The organism is Sebaldella termitidis ATCC 33386 (assembly GCF_000024405.1).
Lineage (GTDB): Bacteria > Fusobacteriota > Fusobacteriia > Fusobacteriales > Leptotrichiaceae > Sebaldella > Sebaldella termitidis.
Genome location: NC_013517.1, coordinates 1,624,416 through 1,646,940 on the forward strand (window position 1 = coordinate 1,624,416; position 22,525 = coordinate 1,646,940).

Sequence of the window (22,525 nt, forward strand, 5' to 3'; positions counted from 1 at the left end):
GAGATTTTTATGTCTAAATTAAAAGCCGGAATAATAGGAGCGGGACAGATAGCAGAAACGGTACATATAGCAAATTATCAAAAATATCCGGAAGAAGTGGAAGTAACGGCAATCGTAGATACTATTCCTGAAAAGGCTCGTGCAATAGCAGAAAAATATAATATCCCGTATTATTTTTCCTCTGCAAAAAAGATGTTTGAGGCTCTGGACTTAGATATTGCAAGTATATGCACTCCTAATAAATTTCATTATGAGAATGTGATGCTTGCACTAAAAAATAACTGCAATGTTTTTTGCGAAAAGCCGCCTGGGATAAAGGCAAAAGAAGCATTGGAAATGCTTAATCTGTCAAAGGAAAAAAACAAAGTTCTTGCTTATAACTTTCACCACAGACACTCTACAGATGTGGAATATATGAAAAAATCAATGGATTCAGGGCAGCTTGGTGATATTTATTACGGCAGGATAAAGGCTCTGAGAAGAAGAGGGATCCCCGGATGGGGAGTTTTTACCAATAAAGAGCTGCAGGGAGGAGGTCCGCTCATTGATCTAGGGGTTCATATGCTTGATGCAGCATTATATCTCGCAGGATTCCCGAAAATAAAATCAGTTTCTGCTTTTTCATATACTAAAATAGGAAATGTGAAAAATAAAGGGACTTTAGGTGAATGGAATCCAGAAAAATTTCAAGTGGAGGATTTTCTTACAGGTTATATAAAATTTGAAAACGGCAGTGTCTGGAATCTGGAAACATCATTTGCCCTGAACATAAAAGAAAAAAACACAATAATGAATGTCGAGCTGTTTGGAACAGAGGGCGGAATGAATCTTGCAGATATGGAAATATATACAGAGGCAAACGGTGAACTGACTGATATAAAAAAAGCCGCTTTGGCAGCTGAAGATAAGCAGGAAAAAAGTGTAAGAGACTTTATAAATGTGTGTAAGGGAGATAAAAATGCCCTTATTACAAACGCCGAAGAAGGCTATGAAATTCAAAGACTGGTGGAAGCTCTGTATACTTCAGCTGAAACAGGAAAAGAGATAGAGCTATGATAGATAAATGGAGAATAGAAGAGAATGTATTTTCAGAAAAAACATCAGGAAAGCATGAGGCATTGATGACTCTGGGAAATGGTTATATGGGAATCAGAGCAGGATTTGAGGAAGAATATGCCGGTCAGAAGAGGGGCTTTTTTATAGCCGGAACTTATAACAGGGCGGGTCTGAATGAAGTCGCCGAGCTTCCTAATGCTGCTGATATAACAGCATTTGAAATAATTATTGATAATGAAAGATTCAGTCTTTTGAAAGGGAAAATACATGAATATAATTTTACTCTTGATATGAAAACAGGAGAACTGAAAAGAGAGCTTGTATGGGAAAATACAGGAAATAAGAAATTTAAAATGATTTTCAGGCGTTTTGTATCCTTGGAAAACAGACATCTTGTATGTTCGAAGGTGAGTATAGAGGCTCTTGATGAAGACAGTAATGTAAAAATAAAAACCGGCGTTGACGGAAGACAGACTAATTCAGGCGTACAGCATTTTCATGAAATGGAGAAGAGAGTGTATGATGATAAATTTATCCAATATGTACAGAGGACAACTGAAAGCAATATAGATATGTACCTTAATACATTTTTGCATATAAATCCGGTTTTAGAGAAGTCTTTTACAATAGAACGGCGGAAGCTTCTGGCAGAAATCACAGGAGTTATAAGGAAAAAAGAAATTTTAGAAATAGAAAAAATTTCTTTGGTTTATACATCTGTTGATAAGGAATTCATTAATAAAGATATTAATATCGGAGAATATTCTCTGGATAAGATAAGAGAACTGAAGGACAGCAGATATAACGAGCTGTTTCATAGCAGCTCGGAAAGCTGGAATAATTTTTGGGAAAAAAGCGAAATTAATATAGAAAGCAGTGATGAATTCGATAATTTTGCAGTAAATTTTTCATTATACCATATGCAGATTATGACCCCGTTTCATGATAACAGATTCAGCGTAGGCGCAAAGGGTCTGACTGGCGAAGGATATAAAGGGCATGTTTTTTGGGATACAGAAATATTTATGCTTCCGTTTTTTCTTTATACTAACCCTGAAACAGCAAAACAGCTTTTGGAGTACAGATATGGAAATCTTGATGAAGCACGTAAAAAAGCAGCTTCCAAAAACTGCAGAGGGGCATTGTTTCCTTGGGAAAGTGCTTTTGACGGAAAAGAAGAAACACCTGAATTTGCAGCAATAAATATAAAAACAGGAAAAGCAAACAGAGTATGGTCTGCGGAAAAAGAGATACATATAGTGGCAGACATAGCCTATGCAGTCATAGAATACTTTCATGTAACAGGGGATACAGAATTTATGAAAAGTGCAGGTCTGGAAATACTGGCTGAATGTTCTGAATTCTGGGTAAGCAGAGCAGAGATCGATTCTAAAACAGGTAAATATGTAATAAAGGATGTAATAGGGCCTGATGAGTATACAGAGCATATTGATAATAATACGTATACTAATTATATGGCAGAATATACAGTTTCTGAAACTGCAAAATTATTAGAAAGCTTTGAGAATAAAAAAGATAAAATATATTTGAAGCTGGCTGAAAAACTCGGCTTAGAAGAAAAAATACCATTATTCAGGGATTTTGCCGCGAATATCTATCTTCCTGAGCCTGCTGAAACGGGTATAATTCCTCAGGACGATACTTTTCTTTCAAAAAAAATAATAGATATAAGCAGATATGCGGACAGTGATTCAAAACAGGGGATACTAAAAGATTATACACGTGATGAGGTAGTGGATATGCAGGTATTAAAACAGGCAGATCTTGTGATGTTTTTATACTTCTTTAAAGATAAATTCGATAAGGATATTATCAGAAAAAACTGGAATTATTATGAAAGCAAAACAATTCATGATTCATCGCTAAGTATGGCTATCCATGCGATAACAGCTTTATATTTCGGAGAAAAGGAAACTGCTTACAAGTGTTTTCAAAAAGCCTGTCTTATAGATCTCGGTCCAAATCCGCATTCTTCGGATGACGGAATACATGCTGCCTCTCTTGGTGCTGTATGGCTCACATGTATAAAGGGCTTTGGGGGAATAAGTGAAAATGGCGGAATGCTGAATATAGAGCCTGTACTTCCTGATAACTGGGAAAAACTTGAATTTCCTCTGGTTTTTAGAAAAAAAGCATTCAGGATAAAAATAGATAAAAAATCTGTAGAATTATTTTCAGAAAGTAATGATATTCTGGAAATATTTATTAATAAGCAAAAGTATGAATTAAAAGATTATCTCAGGGTTTTATATTAACAAAAAGCTTTATAATTAAAATAACAAAAAGAAAAATGACAGTTTGGCGGCTGTTTTTAGAAAGAGAGAAATAAAAGATGAAAAAAGGAGTAATATTTGATCTTGACGGAGTTATAGTAGATACAGCACCGTTTCATTATCTTGCATGGAAAGAAACAGCAGATAAGCTGGGAATACAGATAGATGAAGAATTCAATGAAAGTCTAAAAGGAATTGACAGATATAATTCACTTCAAAAAATACTTGAGTTTGGTAATGTAGCTTTGGAAGAAGAGGAAAAAGAAAGACTGATGAAGGAAAAAAATGACAGATATCTGGAATTGCTGGAAAAATTAAATGAAGAAAGTATTCTGCCGGGAATAGAGAGCTTTATATTTGAGTTAAAAAAGAACGGGTATAAGCTTGCTTTAGCCTCTGCTTCAAAAAATGCACCCCTGATTTTGAAAAAAACCGGATTATATGAATATTTTGATAATATAGCGGAGCCGGGATCTGTACGAGCAAAGCCGTTTCCGGACATTTTTCTGAAAGGTGCTGAACTGTTGGGACTAGAAGTGTCAGAGTGTGTGGGAATAGAAGATTCCTATGCCGGAATTCAGGCTATTAATGATGCGGATATTTTTTCAATAGGGATTGGAGATTTTGAAATTTTATCGGATGCAGATTTGAATCTAAAATCTACGGATTTTCTAACTTTGGAATTAATAAATAATATTGTTTAAAACAATAGATAATCTGTCGATCTCTGGTAAGGATCAAAATGCCGGAGATCGACAATTTTATATTTTATAGGTATTAGAGTTCAGAATTTGATGAACTATGACATGATTATGTCATAATTTCGGCAGACGAAAAAAAGTGATCGACAGAAATGTTTATTTGAGGTATAATAAATAGAGGTTTTTTTCATACAAGACTATTAATATAACTATCTTAGAATGTAAATTTAAAGGGAAGAAGACTAAATAAAATAGTTAATAGTCTATTAATATAACTATCTTAGAATGTAAATTCTGAAATATGATCTGAAGCAGTGCTTGTTCCAGTTACTATTAATATAACTATCTTAGAACACAACAGTCTATCAAAAGATTCCATATAGTCACAATATTGGTTAATTACACATAAGATTTGGTTTATATGTTTAATCCTTTTATTTTTTACTTCCTTATTTTCTATATATCTGTTATAATGATTTATAATTGTATAAACAAATTAATTTGGAAAGTGAGGGTAATTATAATGAAAGAAAAGTATAAAAATCTATTTATTCCAATAACTTTAAAGAATGGTGCAGAAGTGCGGAACAGAATAGTAATGGCACCAATGACAACATTTTCCGGAAATTCTGACGGAACGGTTTCCGAACAGGAGCTTAAATATTATAAAAGAAGAGCAAAAGGATTAGGAATGCTCATTACTGCATGTATAGGAGTTTCTCTTGACGGAATAGCATTTCCCGGACAGTTTACAGCATTTGCAGAAAATGCAGATGAGAATTTGAAAAAGCTGTCTGAAATAATCAGAAATGAAGGAACAAAAGCTATATTGCAAATACATCACGGAGGAAGAATGGCTGTGCCGGCTTTGATTCCCGGCGGTCAGGCAGTAAGTGCCGGAAATATACCAAGTCCCAGAACTCCTGATGTAATTCCGCGTGAATTACACGAAGCGGAAATAGACAGAATTATAGAAGATTTTGGAAAGGCAACTAAAAAGGCTATAGATACAGGTTTTGACGGTGTGGAAATACACGGAGCCAATACTTATCTGATACAGCAGTTTTTTTCACCGCACTCAAACAGAAGAACAGACAGATGGGGCGGAGATATACAGAAAAGAATGCTTTTCCCGATGAAAGTAATAGATAAAGTAAAAAGAGTAGCAGAAGAATACGGGAAAAAAGATTTTATTGTAGGCTACAGATTTTCACCTGAAGAAATAGAGACACCGGGAATAAGAATAGAAGATACACTGGTTTTAGTAGAAAATCTGATAAGCAAAGAGCTGGATTATATCCATATATCTCTTCAGGATATACATGCTAAGCCGAGCATGGGTTCAGGATACGATAAGTCAATGGTAGAAATGATAATAGATAAAGTAAACGGAAGAATACCGGTAATAGCTGTAGGAGGCATTCATACACCGGATGAGGCTCTGAAAATAGTTGAGGATGGTGCAGATATGATAGCATTGGGCAGAGAACTGATAATGGAGCCTGACTGGGTAAAAAAGGCAGAAGAAGATCAGGAGGATGAAATAGCTGTAAAAATGAGCCGTGGTTCTAAGGATAAATTGGTTATACCCGATGCTTTATATAAGCAGATAGAAAATACAGACGGCTGGTTTCCATTTGAAAAATAATTTATTATTTAAATAAAGATTTATAAAAACATATATAAAGATTATGAGATATATAATAATACTCATGATCTTTTTATTTTATAGTGTTTATAAAATATATTGCAAATATTGCAAATCTTAGAAAATGATTTTAATGTAACAGAATGGTAACATTAAAATTAATGAAAAATTTCTATATGATTGTTTTTTGTATAATTAAGTTGCTATGCTGAATTATGAGTGTTATAATTAAAATATAGGACAGTAATATGTTAAAGATTGCTGTATAAATAAAAACAGGAAGTGAGTTTAAATGAAAGAAAAACCAAAAAAACTGATGAATACGATCTTTTTACTATTGGCAATAAATTCCGTTTCTATGGCCAAAGAGGTAAAAGAGGAAAACGAATTCATTATCTTAGGGACAGAATATAAAATGTCTGATAAAAATAAAAAGTTAAAGAAATTATCTAATACAAACAATGAAAAACCGGAAAATTTGTCTGATGATACTGAAGGCTCTGATGAACCGTCTGATGATTCTGCAGGTACTAAGGACTCAGATAGCGAAACAGAAAAAATAACTGTGATAAAAGAAAATGGCGTAGTTAAAGCAGAAAAAACAGCTTTTGGAAGTTCGCTGAGCTATGAAACTACGGGAAATATTCTGGGAAATGACAATACAGGGTTATGGGCGGCGGATAATAATACAAGTGTAGCAAATAAATATATTATAGAATCATATTATACAAATAATGAGGCTAAGAATTTTTCAGCAGAAATAGTAAAAAATGCAAATTTTATAAATGAAGGAACAATAGGCGGGAACAGAGGCGGGGTGCTTCTCCAGTCCGGTGCTGTAATGTCAAATGAAGGAACAATTAATAATACAGGAGATTACGGGATATATCTGGAAGATTCCGGAACTGTACTGAATAATTATTCTGCTGGGAAAATAGAGAATTATGGGAATTATGGAATTTTTCTTAATGAAGGAACTAAAGCAGAGAATAACGGTCTTATAGCAAACAGAGGAAAATTCGGGATATACATTAATAACGGCGAGGCTGTTAACAGCGGAGTGATAGAGAATAATGATGATTTTGGTATATATGCTCTAGGCAGTGAGTCTGTTATTGAAAATAATGGGACAGTAAAAAATACCGGGAATTACGGCTTGTATGCTGGAAATGAAGCGAAAACCGCAAATAATGCAGAAGGAATAATAGAAAATACCGGTGATTATGGAATATACACAGAAGGTAACAAAAGTATAGCTGAAAATTTCGGGATTGTCAGTAATGAAAAAGCATATGGAATGATAGCAAAAAACGGCGGAACAATTGTAAATACAAAAAATGGAATTGTAAACAACGGAACTGATTATGGAATGTATGTTGATGGTACAGGAAGTACAGCTCAAAATAACGGTAAAATAAAAAATGACGGTAATAGTGGAATACATGCAGTTTCAGGCAGTGAAGGAATAAACAGTGAAACCGGAATAATACAGAACACTGGTAATGTAGGAATGTATTCAGAATCAGGAAGCAAAACATTAAATTATGGGAGAATAGAAAATAGCGGATTATATGGTATGTTTACAGCAGATAACAGTCAAGGCTATAATTATGGAGAGATAAAAAATAATTCTAGTAATGGTGCATATGTGACTGGTTCAGGTTCTGTTTTTATAAATGAAGAAACAGGAATTATATCAAATAATGGAAAAGACGGTATACATATAAGCTCTTCTGCAGAAGGTATAAATAAAGGAATAATAGCTAATAATGGAACAGAGGGCATGTATGTGGAAAGTCAGGGGCAGGGGAGAAATTTTGGAGAAATAAGAAATACATCAGATAATGGTGTATATATAAATGGAGCTGGTTCCAGATTTGTAAATGAAGAAACAGGTGTTATATCAAATGCAGGAACAGGAGGAATTTATGCGACTTTTGGAGGAACGGTAGAAAATAAAGGAGTTATATCAAATAATGGAAAAACTGGAGTATTTATAACCAATAACAGTCGTGGATATAACTACGGAGAGATAAGCAATACCTCAGGTTATGGTGCATATGTAATAGATGCAGGCTCTGTTTTTATAAATGAAGAGACTGGGATTATATCTAATGCCGGATCAATAGGAATTTATGTACTGGAAGGAGGAAGAGCAGAAAATAAAGGACTTATATCAAATACTGATACAGATGGTATGTATATAGCTAGTGAAGGTCAGGGATATAATTACGGTGAAATTAGGAATAGTTCAGATAATGGTGTATATATAACAGGAACAGGCTCGATTTTTGTGAATAAAGAAACAGGAATAATAGCTAATGAAGGTAATTACGGGATATATTCAAAAATGCTTTATTCAGGTATTCAGCCGATAGTAATAAATGACGGAACCATACACTTAACAGGTGATAATAAAACAGGGGTATATATAAATAATACTAATTTTACAAATAACGGGATAATACGTATAGATGGAGAGAATGCAACAGGAATAAAAGCAGAAAATAACAGTACAGTAAGAATAGGACAGAATTCACAGATAATTCTTGACGGGAACAGTCCTGTAACTCAGACAAATACTGATTATGAAGATACTGCGAGTATAGGGGCAAACAATAGCAATTCCGGCGGCAGAGCCTATGTTCTGGATAGTACATCTACATTAGTAAATGCGGGAACTATAACAAGTTCTGGAAAATTCACAGTAGAAAGTGAAGGAAAATTTGTGCTGGATACACAAACAGGAGAGATAGAGGCTTCTACACTGAATTTAGAGGGAGATATGTATCTAAATGCTGAGGGAACTCTGGATTCATCAGAAGACAGCTATCTTTTGAAAAGTGTAAAAGTAAATGATGTAACAGGTACAGGAAGTATAGTATCGGATTCATATTTATTCACGGCTTCTGCGGAAAAAGACGGAGACAATTACAGCATGGTAATGAAAAGAAAAGATTTTAGCGATGTGTTTAGCGGAGATTTGGGCGAAGTGCTTGAAAATAATTATTCAGGTTCTGAAAATAATAATGTTCAGAATGCTTTGTATAATTCATTAAAGAAAAATGTGACTTCAGAAGCTTTAGCCAAAACAGCACAGGAAGAAATAACAGGTGAAAGTATAACAGCAAATTTGACATATCAGCAGCTTCAGCAGAACAAAATACTCGAAGATGGTATATTTCAATTATTAGATAAAAAATCAGATGTTAATCAGGGATTTTATCTCAATTTTCTTGGCGGAAATACAAAGGCAGATACTAAAGAAAATGCCCTTGGTTATGATGAAGACAGCTATGGCTTTACAGCCGGAATAATGAAAAAAGCCGGAGATAAAACATCTGTCGGCGGATTTGTCGGCTATCTTAATTCTGATGTAGATTACAGAGATGACAGTAAATCCAGCCAGACTACAGATACATGGACAATAAAAGGAGCTGTAGAACAGATAATAACAGATAAACTGACATGGACAAGTACTCTTGGTTATAATATCTCATCAACTGACACAAGCAGAAAAATAACTTATGATAATACAAACCGAGAAGTAAATGGAGATTTTGATTCATGGTCTGTAAATGCTAAAACACAATTGAAATACACTTATGATATAACAGACAGAATAAATTTACGGCCAATGGCAGGGATAAGCGTGGATTACTTATCACAGGACGGCTATACAGAAAAAGGAAACGGATACAGCATGGACGTAAAAGCAGCAGATGCTTTTTCAGTAAGACCTGAAATTGGACTGGAATCAGAAATGACAGTATTTAATAATAATACTTCAAGCTTTAAAGTAATACCAAAAGTAAAATATTCTTATGAAGTGGGAAATCCTTATAAAGACAGAGATATAAATCTTGCAGGATTTAGTGATGCAGTATCTGTAGATTCAAGAGAGACAGGAAGAAATGATCTGAATCTCGGTCTTGGAATAGAATATGGATTTAAAGATAAAATAAAATTATATGGAGAATATAATAAAGGAATAGCAGACGGTAATGATAATCAGGTCATAAGAGCAGGATTTAAAATAGCATGGTAAAATAACAGGGTCTATATCAAGAGGGTTTAACTTTTTTGATACAGACCCTTTATAATTACTTTATTTATTTGTATTTTTTTTAGCAGATTTTTTTTTCTTGGTACTAAAAGTCACTAAATTTTCCAAAGTAGCAGCAGATTGATCATCTATATGAAGAAATTCCTTCAGGTCTTCCATATTATTAAAGAGAATTCCGGATTTTCTATTTTCAACAGCTTCTTCTGCAAAACTTGAATTGAAAAAAGGAAGAGCTGATAATTCTTCATATTTAATAGTATTAATTGATATTTTAGGCTTATCGGATACCTGTGTTTTTACTTCAAGTGAGTTATTTTCATTAAGAGAAATATCTTTTACAGTAATTGAAGATACAGCATCTTTTAGTGCCTGCGGGTTTTGCTCAATAACAAAGTTTTTGAGCTCTTCATTGCTCATAGCATAAAAATCTTTATTTTTAACAGTAAAATCATCAAGGTATTTAAAAAATGAAAGTCTTTTATAGGCATCATATGAGCAAACACAAATTGCAAGAAATCCAATAATATATGATGCAATAATTAAAATGCAATAAACAAACAGTATCAGCGGATGAAGAATTTTATCAAATACTTCAAACAAAGATAAAAGAACAAAACCAACCAAGTAAAAATGACCAAGTAATGTACTGGTCTTATATTTTCCTCTGGCTCCTAATATATAAAATATTATAAAATTAAAAATTCCGCCAAGAGAGAGAAAAATTAAAAGGATTCCCAAAGCATCATTATCTTTATTATTAGTATTTTCAGTATTCATATATGTCACCCCTTATTTTAATATTATTAGTGTTATTAGCTATTCAAAAACAGAACCTGGCTGGGGAACTGTTGAATTAATCAGATAATAAAGATCATAATTGTCAGTTACAGTAATTTTTTGATTTATCAAATTTAAAGAAGCTGCTTCTTTAAGTAAAATAAGACGGTAACTATAATATTTTCTTGAAGAAAATCCGAGATATATTCCAGCCGGATAAGAAAACATATATATTAAAGGTATAATAGAGCTAAATGAATTGTCTTTAATTATAAGTGAGAATATATATAACAGCCATATAAATGTATAAAAGTGACCAAATTGAATATATCTCCGATATTTAGACCTTATACCTATATAATAAAATATAAAATTATTGAAAATTCCAAAAAATAAGAATAATAACCAGAAATTAAAATTTCGTGTTTCTTTTAATGTATTATTTTCCATAAAAACTCCTCTGTTTAATATAGTTATATAACTCCAAAGCTCTTGAAAAGATAAATTCCCAGAGTATTGGTAAAAGCTGTGATAATTGTAGAAAATATAACAATGCTGGCTGCAAGATCACTGTCCCCGTCCATGATAACGCTGAGAATATATGAACTGATAGCTGTGGGAGCAGCTGCCATAACAAATATGATAATAAGGTCCCCTCCTGTAAAACCTGATAATACAGCAAAAAATATCACAAGGGAAGGAATTATAGTAGTTTTTAACAAGGCTGCCAAAACTGCAGGCTTTAATTTTGTTCCTGCACTCCTAAAACTGAAAGACCCTCCGATAACAATAAGTGCAAGCGGAGTGGAAATAGTTCCGAGAGACTCAAGAGGCTTATCCAGAAGATACGGTATTTTTATATTCAAAAGTGAAAAAACTATACCGGACATAATAGATATAATCAGCGGATTTTTCAGAACATCTATTAGTATTCTTTTTATTTTCAGTTTTTTCTTTTTTGAGGAACGTACAGAAAGTATGAAAACAGAAAGAATATTATATATGGGAACGACAAACATAACTACGAGTGATGTTTTTGCCGCATCTTCACTTCCCAGGATACTTATAACCATAGGAATTCCAATGAAAGCAAAATTTCCCCTGAAAGAGCCCTGAACAAAAGTTCCTATAACAGCCTTATTTTTAAATAAAAATTCAGCTCCGATCCAGACAGCTAAAAAACTAAATGAAGTTGCTGCAACAATAAAAAAGATGAACTTTAAATCCATAATTTCATGAAAATCAGTTCTAGCAGTGGAACGAAATAAATATGCCGTAATGGCAGCCATATAAACGAATTTATTGGCAGTGCTGATGAAATTTTCATTGATAAGATTTATACGCTTAAAAATATAACCCAGTGAAATCATTATGAAAACAGGGAGAACAGCATTTATTGTAAATATAAAATTATCAATCATAAAGCCCCTTTGTCAGTAAGAATATTTTATTTTTTATTTTTAAATGAGAAGTCGATTCTTTGTGCAAGTATTCTGGCATTACGATCACTGAGTCCGAGCTTATTACACAGATCATCAGTATTTCTAAATCCGCTTCCCAGCTCTCTTTCTAATATAATTTTTCTGACAAGCTGCTTTGTTATAAAAGGAAGAGCAGACAGCTTTTCTTCAGGATCTATATTTATTTTAGTTTTTATACCAAGATATTTTGGATATTCATCTTCACTGTTTTCCGAGAAAATAACAGGATCAAAGCTTTTTGAATCAGTAAAAACAGATGTTTTTATATTATTTTCCAAAGGAACAGGTGAATTATTTTTTATTAGATTTTCCAGACTTTGGTTATCCAACAGATATATTTTTTTGCTGTTTAAAGTACTGCTGTCCGCATATTCCAGCATAGTAAGTCTTTTTCTGTATGCGGGCAAGGTTTTTAGAGCAAAAACCAGTCCGAAAATATAACCGCCTAAATATAAATAAGATAAAATATTTGTAATAAAAGGAATACTTGAATTTACGAAAAACGTAAGAAAAATCAGAAATAAATAAAAATGACCTACTTTTATATATTTTCCGGATTTTGATTTTATACCGGCATAATAAAAAAGTACGGCATTAAAAACACCAAAAGCTGTAAGAATAGCCCAAAAAGCATGTATAGATTTTTTATTATCTGAACTCATAAATTCTCCTTTTAAAAATAATTTATTAAAATGAAAAGCTTTAATTTATACTTGGAAATAAGCAGCTATAATATTAGCTAAATTTATTTTTTCTTCTTCATTTTAGTTTTAGAACTAAAAGTAACCATATTTTCAGAATCTTCAAAAGTATATTTTATTTCTTTCTCAATATCAGTAACAGCTTTCTTTATAATTTCTTTTGTAATATCAGTAATATCAATCGAATCTTCTAAATCAATATTATCAATATTCATTCTGCGGCTTTCTTTTTTATTTCCACGCTCATCAATAATATTGACTATAATATCTATATCGCTGTCATCGCTGATATCAGATGCCAGTTCCGAAGCCGGTTCATTTTCATCTGTAATATCAGTAATATCAATCGAATCTTCTAAATCAATATTATCAATATTCATTCTGTGAATTTCTTTTTTATTCCCGCTCTCATCAATAATATTGACTATAATATCTATATTGGCGTCATCGTTGATATCAGATGCTAGTTCCGGAGCCGGTTCATTTTCATCAGCTTTGGATACATACGGCTGTGAATAACTGTTGTTTTTGGTTGCAGCATCTGAAAATGGTTTTGTCTGTTCAAAAAAATGTTCATTTTCTTTGACAAATTCATCTAATGCCTGATTATCTAAGGTATATATCATTTTTATTTTAGAATTCAATATAAGAGGATCTAGTAAATCCAAAAGTTTCAATCTTTTATAAAAAGCTTTTATAGTAGCAAAAGCAAAAATTATTCCGAAAAAATATCCTGCTATTGACAAAAAAGAAATCAGCGAACTGAAAAAGCGTAGTTTGATTACAGCGGAAGCCAGTTTTAATACTAAATATATATGTCCGATGAAAATATATTTTTTTGATTTTGATTTATAACCGGCGTAGTAAAAAGCCAGAAAATTAGCAAAGCCAAATAAAGTGACAAGGCACCATGCTCCGCTTATTATACTGAAATGTTTTTTCTTCATAGCTACTCCTTTAGATACAGATATTGCGAACCTGATATTATTCTATTATTAAAAGAATTAATTGTCAAGGGGCTAAAAAATAAGACCCTGAAATAATCAAGGTCTTAGATATTATATTTTGAAAAGAGTTACTTTAATATACCGCCCTCAGTAACGACTTCATCAGGGGAGCTTACTGCTGCTCCGAAGATATCTTTTAGTTTCTCATCATAAATTTTATGAAGATAGTTTTGTTTTCCTAATTCTGTCAGTTCATTATTGATCCACTCTCTCAGCTCATTGTTTCCTTTCTTTACGGCTGGAGCAATAGGAGATGGTTCTTCAAGCTTTTCGTTAACTATAGTAAAGCCCGGATTAGTCTGTGCCCATGCATAAAGAAGAAGACTGTCATGTGCAAGAGCAACACCTCTGCCGTCTTTCAGAGCCTGAAAAGCTTCTGTATTATGGTCAAAACGAAGAAGCTCTATATCAGGATAATTTTTAGTGAAAAATATATCAGCTGTTGTACCTTTATTAACAATTAATTTTTTACCTTTCAGGTCATTTAAAGATTTTATATTATCTTTATCGTTTCCCAAGATTTGTATAGCGACTTTCATATACGGATTTGCAAAATCTACGACTTTTTCCCTGTCAGGGGTAACAGTCATATTAGCCATAATAATATCTACTTTGTCTGACTGCAGAAAAGGAACTCTGCTTGCAGCCTCCACGGGAACAAATTCTATTTTGTTTTCATCACCAAGAAGATCTTTTGCAAATTGTTTTGCCAGTGCGATATCAAAGCCGTCATTTTCATTTTTTTCATTGATAAAACCAAAGGGCGGTTTGTCTGTGAAAACCCCTACAATCAGTTTTCCTCTTTTTTGAATTTTTTCTATTTCTCCGCTAGTTTTGGCATTATTATCATCGGTATTTTTGTTTCCGCATGATACAAATAAAACTAAAACCATCAGACTTAAAAACAATAATTTTTTCATGATTAATCTCTCCTTTTCATATTTTCGATATATGTAAATTTATTTAAAAATAATTTTGCACGTTCTGTTTCAGGATTTGTAAAAAAAGTCTCAGGATCTTTCATCTCACATATTTTTCCTTCATCCATAAAAATAATTTTGTCGGCAATTGCTCTGGCAAATCTCATTTCGTGAGTAACAATTACCATTGTTATTCCTTGTCCTGCTAAATTCAGCATAACCTCCAGAACCTCCATTACCATTTCCGGATCAAGAGCAGCAGTTACTTCATCGAAAAGCATTATTTCCGGATTCATGCAAAGTGCTCTTACAATTGCGATTCTTTGTTTCTGACCGCCTGACAGTTCTTTGGGATAAGAATTTTTTCTGTCTGCAAGTCCGACTTTCTCCAAAAGTTCCTCAGCCTGAGCCAGTACTTCGCTTTTATCACGTTTTTGTACTTTTAGAGGGCCAAGAAGTATATTTTCAATGACAGTCATATTAGGAAACAAATCATAGCTTTGAAAAACCATGCCTATTCTTTGTCTTATTTTTTCCCATTTTATTTTTTTATCATTTAAGTTTATTCCTGAAAATACGATATTTCCTTCCTGTATAGGCTCGAGTCCGTTCAGACAGCGAAGGAGCGTGCTTTTTCCGCATCCGCTCGGACCGAGAATGACATTAACACTGCCTTTTTTTATTTTCAGGCTTATATTGTCCAGGACTTTCTTTTTATCATAATATTTTGAAACATTACTTAGTTCCAATATTAATTCTGTAATTGTTCTCACCTCGCAATAATATTATTTTTCTCGTGATTTTTCCAGCTTTCTGGAATAATAGGACAATGGATAGCAAATTATAAAATATATTAAGAATAACAGAGCATATATAAAGAATGCACTTTTTGTCCTTTCAATTATCTGCTGTCCTTTTTTTACCACATCAACTACTCCTATAAGAACAACAAGGGAAGTAGTTTTGATAACTCTGGTACTCAGATTTATGGCAGAGGGAATAACCCTTTTCAAGGCCTGCGGTATAAGAACATAATAGTATATCTGTATTTTATTCAATCCTATGGATTTAGCCGATTCAGACTGTATCTTCGGAAGGGACTCTATTGCTCCTCTTACAAGATCACCCATTTCAGCACTTCCCCACATTGAAAATACTAAAACAGCGGCACCTTCGCCTGTAATATTAAGGCCGGTTCCCATAGGGATCCAGAAAAATACTATAAAAAGCCATACAATAACAGGTATAATTCTGAAAAATTCAAGATATATTCTGGTAATCACACGAACAAGAATATTCTTTGAATTCATAATAATTCCCAGAATGATTCCGAAAATAACGGAAAAAATTATCGAAAGCAAAGCAATTCTCAAAGTAACCCATAATCCCTCGAGCAAAGCAGAAAAAATCTGAGCAAGACTGCCGTAATCTAAATTAATCATATTTCATCCTTCTTTCTGTGATATATAAAATAAAAGAGAGAGGGCCTATAAGGATAAAGTATGAAATAACAAGTAAAAACAGCATTTCATAAGTTTTGTAATATATCGCAATAAGGCTGTTTGTAGTGTATAAAAGCTCTGCCACGGAAATTGCAGAAACAACCGAAGTTTCTTTTAAGAGAAAAATAAAGTTTGCTCCTGTGGCAGGCAGTGCAATACGAAATGCCTGCGGAAATATTACATAACGCATAAGCTGTCTTCTGGAAAGCCCTATGCTGAGTCCGGATTCTATCTGGACTTTTTCTATGGATTCCAGCCCGGCTCTGAAAGCTTCTGTCATATAGCTTCCTCCGAGAAAAATTATTCCGGTTAGAGCACAGGTATAGTTGCTTAATTTTATGCCGAGTGCCGGAAGACCGAAATATAAAAAGAAAATCTGTATTAACAGCGGTGTATTTCTTGAAACCTCTACATATACAGCAACAACTTTATTAAGTATTTTTATTTTGTAATAAAGTATGATACTGTTTACTATGCCTAAAAGAACAGAGCCGGCTATTCCGAGTAAAGCTATCTGAAGAGTCAGTATAGAAGCTTTTACAAATAACGGGATCTGTTCTTTCATAAAGATAAAATCTAATTCCATAACCTCTCCTGTTTCAATTCATAGTTTTTTAGTATGATTTATTTTATATGATTGTATATAAAAAGTCAATTTAAAAATATATATTATAGAATATAATTGATAAATGCATTGAAAAAAATCCTAGTAATTTGATATGAATTATAAAATGTGATATAATATTTCGCGTAGTAAATAAATATATTTTATATAACTAAATAAAGGTGATAATAAATGAGAATATCCACTAAAGGAAGATACGGTCTGTATCTTATGATGGAACTCGCAGGAAACTGCACAAAAAGCAGATGTATATCATTAAAAAATATAGCAGCCAGTCAGGGTGTTTCTGAAAAATATCTGGAACAGATAGTTCAGATACTGAATAAGGAAAAACTGCTCATCAGTACAAGAGGAGCATACGGGGGATATAAGCTGGCCAGTAAACCGTCGGAAATATCTGTGGGAACTATATTAAGATGTCTGGAAAAAACCATAGATATACCTGAATGTGAAGAAACTGCCGATAAATCAGTTTTTGTATCAATAGTCTGTAAAGAGGTATATGAAAAAATAGATGAAGTAGTAAATAATCTGTTGAATAATATAACTCTTGAAGATCTTTTGAATAAATATGATGAAAATTATGTGCTTGATTATATAATATAGACTGCCTTTTTTAGGGCAGTTTTTTATGCATTTCAAAAAAGCCCTGAAAGCAGAGTAATTATAAAGTATGTTAAAAATATACAGTAATAATCTGTAAAAATAAATAATATTGAATATATCAGAGTATTCTTAATCCTGTCCTGTTTTTATTATAGTATCAGAGGATCTTTTTCATTTTGTCAGGATCTTCTATGATAAAGTTATAAAATGGAGTAGTTTTCTTTACGCTGTTACATTCACATTCCTCTTCGTGAATTTCTTCGTCCTGAGTTCTTTCAAAAAGGCACATTCCTGCAGCAGCAAGTAATATAAGCAGTCCGCCTTCCAATAAAATCTCTATGAATTCTTTTATAAACATAATTACCTCCTATGTTTCTTTCTTATTTTATATGGTAATTTTATCATTAGAAATAGAAAAATCCCATTTGGATATCGACAGATTAGAGGTGATTTTGAAAGTGAAGGTATATTGAAAATTTGGCATTTAAAACAATATTTTTAAAAAATCTTAGATTTTCTAGTGTTTTTGGGAAATGGATTTTAGGAGTGTTTTGATCCATTTTGATTGCGATCTTGATTTTGTTTAAGTAATTATTTGTTGTCCCTCGAAAGGGATGGGAAATAGAGTATCACTTTATCGCGGTTTAACACTTAGTAACCTTTCATAAATTTGTTTATGGTAAGAGGAATTATGTGAATGAAAGCCGACTAACTGTAAAACCCCGATTCTGCTCAACTAATTATTTCTTGTCCCTTTCGAGGGACAAGAAATAAAGTTTCGCTTTATTAAATACCCCAAAAATGTTATTATTTAGAATAGGAATAAAAAAACAGACAAGGAGTTCTTATGAATAAAGCAATTTCCATTTTAAATAAATATTTCGGATACGACTCTTTCAGAAGAGGTCAGGAAGAAATAATAAATACCGTAAATGATAAAAAAGATGTACTTGCCGTTATGCCAACCGGAGGTGGGAAGTCTATATGCTATCAGATTCCCGCTCTTATGCTCGAGGGAATAACAATTGTTATTTCTCCTTTGATATCACTAATGAAGGATCAGGTAGATACGTTAAACGAACTCGAAATAAAAGCGGCATATATAAACAGCAGTCTCAGTGATAATGAAATATTCTATATACTTACCGATGTGAAAAATAAAAAAACTAAAATACTTTATATTGCTCCAGAAAGATTAAACTCCATGAGCTTTGTCAATCTGATGAAAAATCTGGATGTATCGATGATAGCAATAGATGAGGCACATTGTGTATCTCAGTGGGGGCATGATTTTAGAAAAAGTTACCGTAATATTCCCGATTTTATAAATATATTTCCCAAAAGACCTGTAGTAGCATGTTTTACTGCAACTGCCACAAAGGAAGTAAGAGATGATATTGTAAGTGTTCTGGAATTAAGGAATCCCAAAGTCTTTATTACAGGGTTTAACAGAGAGAATCTGAAAATCAAGGTTATTAAAGGCGAAGTGAAAAAAAAATATATTCTGGATTATGTAGGTAAAAACAGCGGACAATCCGGTATTGTTTATTGTTCTACACGAAAGGAAGTAGACAGCGTCTATGAACTTTTATTTGGGAAATTCCGTACTGTTACAAGATATCACGGCGGTCTTAGTGATGAAGAAAGAAAACGCAATCAGGAAAATTTTATTTATGATAAATCTAATATTATAGTAGCAACTAACGCTTTTGGTATGGGAATAGACAAACCCAATGTAAGATACGTTATTCACTATAATATGCCCCGTAATATTGAGAACTATTATCAGGAAATAGGACGTGCGGGCAGGGACGGACTGAACAGCGAGTGTATAATGCTTTATTCGCCGAGAGATGTTCAGATTCAGAAATTTTTAATAGAAAACAGTACTGAATCAGAAGAAAGAAAAGCTCACGAATATAAGAAACTAAGAACAATTACTGATTTTATCCATACCGATAACTGTCTGAGAAATTATATTCTGGATTATTTTGAGGAGAAATATGAAGGAGAATGCGGAACATGCAGTAATTGCAGCGGTAATTACGAGATGACCGACAGAACTATAGATGCACAGAAGGTGCTTTCGTGTGTTTACAGAATGAAACGGCCATATGGAATAAACATGATAGTAGATGTATTAAAAGGATCAAAAAATCAAAAGGTTCTGGGATTTAAGCTAAACGAGCTTACTACATACGGGATCATGAAAGAATATACAAAAGAGGATCTGAAAAGCTTTGTAAATACTTTGATTGCCCATAATTATCTGGATTATATCGACGGCGAGTTTCCTGTGGTTACAGGCAATGAAAAATCTGTCAGGGTATTAAAGTCACAGGAAAAGGTTCTGTTTAAAAATGTCAAGAAATCAGCACCTGTATTTGAGCATAATGAATTGTTTGACAGACTGAGAAACTTGAGAAAGCAGATAGCTCAGGCGGAAAATGTTCCGGGATATATAGTTTTCGGTGATAACTCGCTGAAAGAGATGAGTGTAAAATATCCCCGTACATTTGAACAGTTTCTTGAAATCAGCGGTGTAGGAGAAGCGAAGCTGAAAAAATACGGAATGGAATTCTTGAGCATGATAAATGAATATGTAATAGAAAAAGGAATAGGATAAATAATATTATAGAATAAAAAAACCGGAGAAAGAGGAACATGTAAAATGCTCTTAAACTCCGGTTTTTGTTTTTTGAAATATAGATATTAATTTTAAAAATAAAATTATTATTCCACGGTAACCGATTTTGCCAGATTTCTAGGTTTATCGACATCATTGCCTTTGGCAACAGCCAGATGATAAGCAAATAACTGATGGATAATAATACTTAGAAAACATGCAAGATCATCATTTACTTTTGGTATGTAGAATACTTTGTCGCATACTTCCTCGATATTTTCCGCTCCTTCTTTGGCAATAGCAATAACATAGGCACCTCTTGCTTTTACTTCCTTTATATTGGAAACGGATTTATCAAGCAGTGAATCCTGTGTAACATTAATGACTACAGGCACTCCGTCGTCAATAAGGGCAATGGTACCATGCTTCAGCTCTCCGGAAGGAAAAGCTTCTGAATGTATATATGATATTTCTTTAGACTTTAATGAGCCTTCCAGTGCAGTAAGATAATCAAGACCTCTTCCAAGATAAAACATACTGTGCTGTTTAATAATGTGCTTTGAAATCTCTTCAAGCTCTTTTTCATATAATAAAGTCTTAGCTACTTTTTCTTCCAGTCCGAATAATTCTTTTACAAATTCCTTTGCATTTTCAGAAGAAAGCTTTCCTACTTTTTGTGCATAATCTATTGCGATTAAGTACAGTATAACAAGCTGTGTAGTGTATGCCTTAGTAGAAGCTACGGCAATTTCGGGACCTGCCCAAGTATAAACCACACTGTCAGCTTCTCTTGAAATAGAAGAACCCACGACATTTGTAATTGCCAGTACTTTTGCACCTGATTTTTTCGACTCTTTCAAAGCTTCGAATGTATCAAGAGTTTCACCAGACTGGCTCAAAACGATAACAAGAGTTTTATCATCAATAATAGGATTTCTATATCTGAATTCAGAAGCAATATCTACTTCCACTCTTATTCTTGTGAGCTTTTCAAGGATATATTTTCCGATAAGTCCCGCATTATAAGCTGTTCCGCATGCTACAATATATATTTTATTTATATTTTCAAGAAGTTCTTTTGTAAGTCCTATATCTTCGAATTTAATATTATAATTTTCATCAACTCTGCTTTTCAAAGTTTTTGTGATAACTTCAGGCTGTTCGTATATCTCTTTAAGCATAAAGAAATCATAACCGCCCTTTGAAGCAGCCTCGATATCCCATTCTACATGAAAAACATCTCTGTTAATGGGATTTCCGTCCTGATCCATGATTTTGATACTGTCTTTTTTTATTTCTACAATTTCCCCGTTTTCAATAAGATACATATCTCTTGTATATTTAAGGATAGCAGGAATATCAGATGCAAGATAATTTTCTCCTTTTCCGATTCCTACAATAAGCGGGCTTTCTTTTCTCACTGCTATAATTCTGTCAGGATCTTTAGTAGACATAACACCGAGAGCATATGCCCCCTTAAGGGATTTCAATGATTTTCTTACAGCTTCAAGTATATCTCCGTCAAAATTCATATCCAGAAGATGAGCAATAACCTCAGTATCTGTTTCCGATAAAAATTCATAGCCTTTTGAAATCAGATCCTTTTTTAATTCAAGATAATTCTCTATAATACCGTTATGTACTACAACGATTGTTTTGTCTTTATTAAAGTGTGGGTGTGAATTTGTATCAGACGGCTTTCCGTGTGTAGCCCATCTTGTATGTCCTATACCTATTGTACCTTCGATTGGGTTAGTGTGTAATTCATCTGCGAGTCTCTGCAGTCTTCCTTCCTTTTTGGTAACAGCAAATTTACCGTTTCCTGTGTTAACTGCTATTCCTGCAGAGTCATACCCTCTGTATTCCAATTTTTCTAATCCGTCCATCACAAAATCTTGGGCTCTTTTAGTCCCAATATAACCAACTATTCCGCACATAATATGCCTCCTCAAAATATTTAATTTTCAAGGAAGATTGTCACTGCAGTAATTTTGTATCTGTAATTGCTTACAGGATTTGTTTACTGCTGGGGTTGTGACCACCCTAAGAGTACCCGCCGAAATATTCGATAACTCTTAACTCCTCGTCACCTTTATTTTCAGAACTAATATAAATTTTATGTGATTAATGAAACAACTTTTTTCAAAAATCAGGTGTTATTTATTTATATTGTAAAGCTCTAAAAATTAAAGGTCTGGCGCTTGTATGATGTTTTTAACCTTCCATAGAAAGCATTGTATCAGAAATAGAAAAAATAAGCAATACTTTTTTGAATGAAAAATGAATTATTAATTTTTTTGTTTTTTTAAGCGGTTTGAAAGCTTTGAAATTACTAATGTTTATAAATTTTGAAAATTCATTTTTAATGAATTTAATTCATAAGGTGCAAATTGCCGGAAGAAAATCGGAAATAAAAAAACCATTCAGAAGCTGGACATTAAGATTAAATATCTGATATAATAAATAAACGTTGTAAAAAATAAAAAGTTTCAAAGTCACTATGATTCAAAATAAA

The 22,525-nt window shown here is 32.9% G+C and carries 18 protein-coding genes; 7 read left to right on the forward strand and 11 right to left on the reverse strand.

Annotation, left to right across the window (positions count from 1 at the left end; genetic code table 11):
• The first annotated feature begins 9 nt into the window (after positions 1–9).
• The 5 genes from STERM_RS07500 to STERM_RS07520 all read left to right on the forward strand — a co-directional run bounded on the left by STERM_RS07500 (position 10) and on the right by STERM_RS07520 (position 9,747).
• Positions 10–1,056, forward strand: coding sequence for a Gfo/Idh/MocA family protein (locus STERM_RS07500; protein ID WP_012860984.1), 1,047 nt, complete (start codon positions 10–12; stop codon positions 1,054–1,056).
• A complete protein-coding gene (locus tag STERM_RS07505) occupies positions 1,053–3,332 on the forward strand; it encodes a glycoside hydrolase family 65 protein (protein ID WP_012860985.1) in 2,280 nt (759 codons plus the stop codon). The genes STERM_RS07500 and STERM_RS07505 overlap by 4 nt, the downstream gene beginning before the upstream one ends.
• A 77-nt stretch (positions 3,333–3,409) precedes the next feature.
• A complete protein-coding gene (gene pgmB / locus STERM_RS07510; RefSeq protein WP_012860986.1) occupies positions 3,410–4,054 on the forward strand; it encodes a beta-phosphoglucomutase in 645 nt (214 codons plus the stop codon).
• Between the two features lie 520 nt (positions 4,055–4,574).
• Positions 4,575–5,699 (forward strand): NADH-dependent flavin oxidoreductase, encoded by a 1,125-nt coding sequence (locus STERM_RS07515; RefSeq protein WP_012860987.1) that lies wholly within the window; start codon positions 4,575–4,577, stop codon positions 5,697–5,699.
• Between the two features lie 292 nt (positions 5,700–5,991).
• On the forward strand, positions 5,992–9,747 hold the full coding sequence (locus tag STERM_RS07520; RefSeq protein WP_012860988.1) for an autotransporter domain-containing protein: 3,756 nt from the start codon (positions 5,992–5,994) through the stop codon (positions 9,745–9,747).
• A 60-nt stretch (positions 9,748–9,807) separates the two neighbouring features.
• Here the strand turns inward: STERM_RS07520 and STERM_RS07525 are convergent, their stop codons facing one another.
• From STERM_RS07525 to STERM_RS07565, 9 genes are all read right to left on the reverse strand, one after another.
• Complete coding sequence (locus STERM_RS07525; RefSeq protein WP_012860989.1) at positions 9,808–10,542, reverse strand: helix-hairpin-helix domain-containing protein; 735 nt, start codon at positions 10,540–10,542, stop codon at positions 9,808–9,810.
• 39 nt (positions 10,543–10,581) lie between these two features.
• A complete protein-coding gene (locus STERM_RS07530) occupies positions 10,582–10,992 on the reverse strand; it encodes a hypothetical protein (protein ID WP_012860990.1) in 411 nt (136 codons plus the stop codon).
• A gap of 23 nt (positions 10,993–11,015) precedes the next feature.
• Entirely contained in the window at positions 11,016–11,963 is a 948-nt protein-coding gene (locus STERM_RS07535) for an AEC family transporter (protein WP_012860991.1), read from the reverse strand.
• Positions 11,964–11,989: 26 nt separating this feature from the next.
• Complete coding sequence (locus STERM_RS07540) at positions 11,990–12,685, reverse strand: ComEA family DNA-binding protein (protein WP_012860992.1); 696 nt, start codon at positions 12,683–12,685, stop codon at positions 11,990–11,992.
• A gap of 83 nt (positions 12,686–12,768) precedes the next feature.
• On the reverse strand, positions 12,769–13,671 hold the full coding sequence (locus STERM_RS07545) for a hypothetical protein (RefSeq protein WP_012860993.1): 903 nt from the start codon (positions 13,669–13,671) through the stop codon (positions 12,769–12,771).
• A gap of 128 nt (positions 13,672–13,799) precedes the next feature.
• Positions 13,800–14,651 (reverse strand): transporter substrate-binding domain-containing protein, encoded by an 852-nt coding sequence (locus STERM_RS07550; RefSeq protein ID WP_012860994.1) that lies wholly within the window; start codon positions 14,649–14,651, stop codon positions 13,800–13,802.
• Between the two features lie 2 nt (positions 14,652–14,653).
• Positions 14,654–15,424: an amino acid ABC transporter ATP-binding protein gene (locus tag STERM_RS07555; protein WP_012860995.1), complete on the reverse strand. Its 771-nt coding sequence runs from the start codon at positions 15,422–15,424 to the stop codon at positions 14,654–14,656.
• A gap of 12 nt (positions 15,425–15,436) precedes the next feature.
• A complete protein-coding gene (locus tag STERM_RS07560; RefSeq protein WP_012860996.1) occupies positions 15,437–16,093 on the reverse strand; it encodes an amino acid ABC transporter permease in 657 nt (218 codons plus the stop codon).
• Positions 16,086–16,739, reverse strand: coding sequence for an amino acid ABC transporter permease (locus STERM_RS07565; protein WP_012860997.1), 654 nt, complete (start codon positions 16,737–16,739; stop codon positions 16,086–16,088). Before STERM_RS07565 ends, STERM_RS07560 begins: the two co-directional genes overlap by 8 nt.
• Positions 16,740–16,949: 210 nt before the next feature.
• Between STERM_RS07565 and STERM_RS07570 the strand changes: the two genes are divergently transcribed.
• Complete coding sequence (locus STERM_RS07570; RefSeq protein ID WP_012860998.1) at positions 16,950–17,384, forward strand: RrF2 family transcriptional regulator; 435 nt, start codon at positions 16,950–16,952, stop codon at positions 17,382–17,384.
• A gap of 157 nt (positions 17,385–17,541) precedes the next feature.
• On the opposite strand, the gene STERM_RS07575 is transcribed toward STERM_RS07570, so the two are convergent.
• Positions 17,542–17,742, reverse strand: coding sequence for a hypothetical protein (locus STERM_RS07575; RefSeq protein WP_012860999.1), 201 nt, complete (start codon positions 17,740–17,742; stop codon positions 17,542–17,544).
• Between the two features lie 489 nt (positions 17,743–18,231).
• Here STERM_RS07575 and recQ point away from each other — a divergent pair, with 489 nt between their 5' ends.
• The gene (recQ, locus tag STERM_RS07580) at positions 18,232–20,010 is read left to right on the forward strand and encodes a DNA helicase RecQ (protein ID WP_012861000.1); all 1,779 of its coding nucleotides are present in this window, start codon (positions 18,232–18,234) and stop codon (positions 20,008–20,010) included.
• 107 nt (positions 20,011–20,117) lie between these two features.
• On the opposite strand, the gene glmS is transcribed toward recQ, so the two are convergent.
• Positions 20,118–21,947: a glutamine--fructose-6-phosphate transaminase (isomerizing) gene (gene glmS, locus STERM_RS07585; protein WP_012861001.1), complete on the reverse strand. Its 1,830-nt coding sequence runs from the start codon at positions 21,945–21,947 to the stop codon at positions 20,118–20,120.
• Between the last annotated feature and the right edge of the window lie 578 nt (positions 21,948–22,525).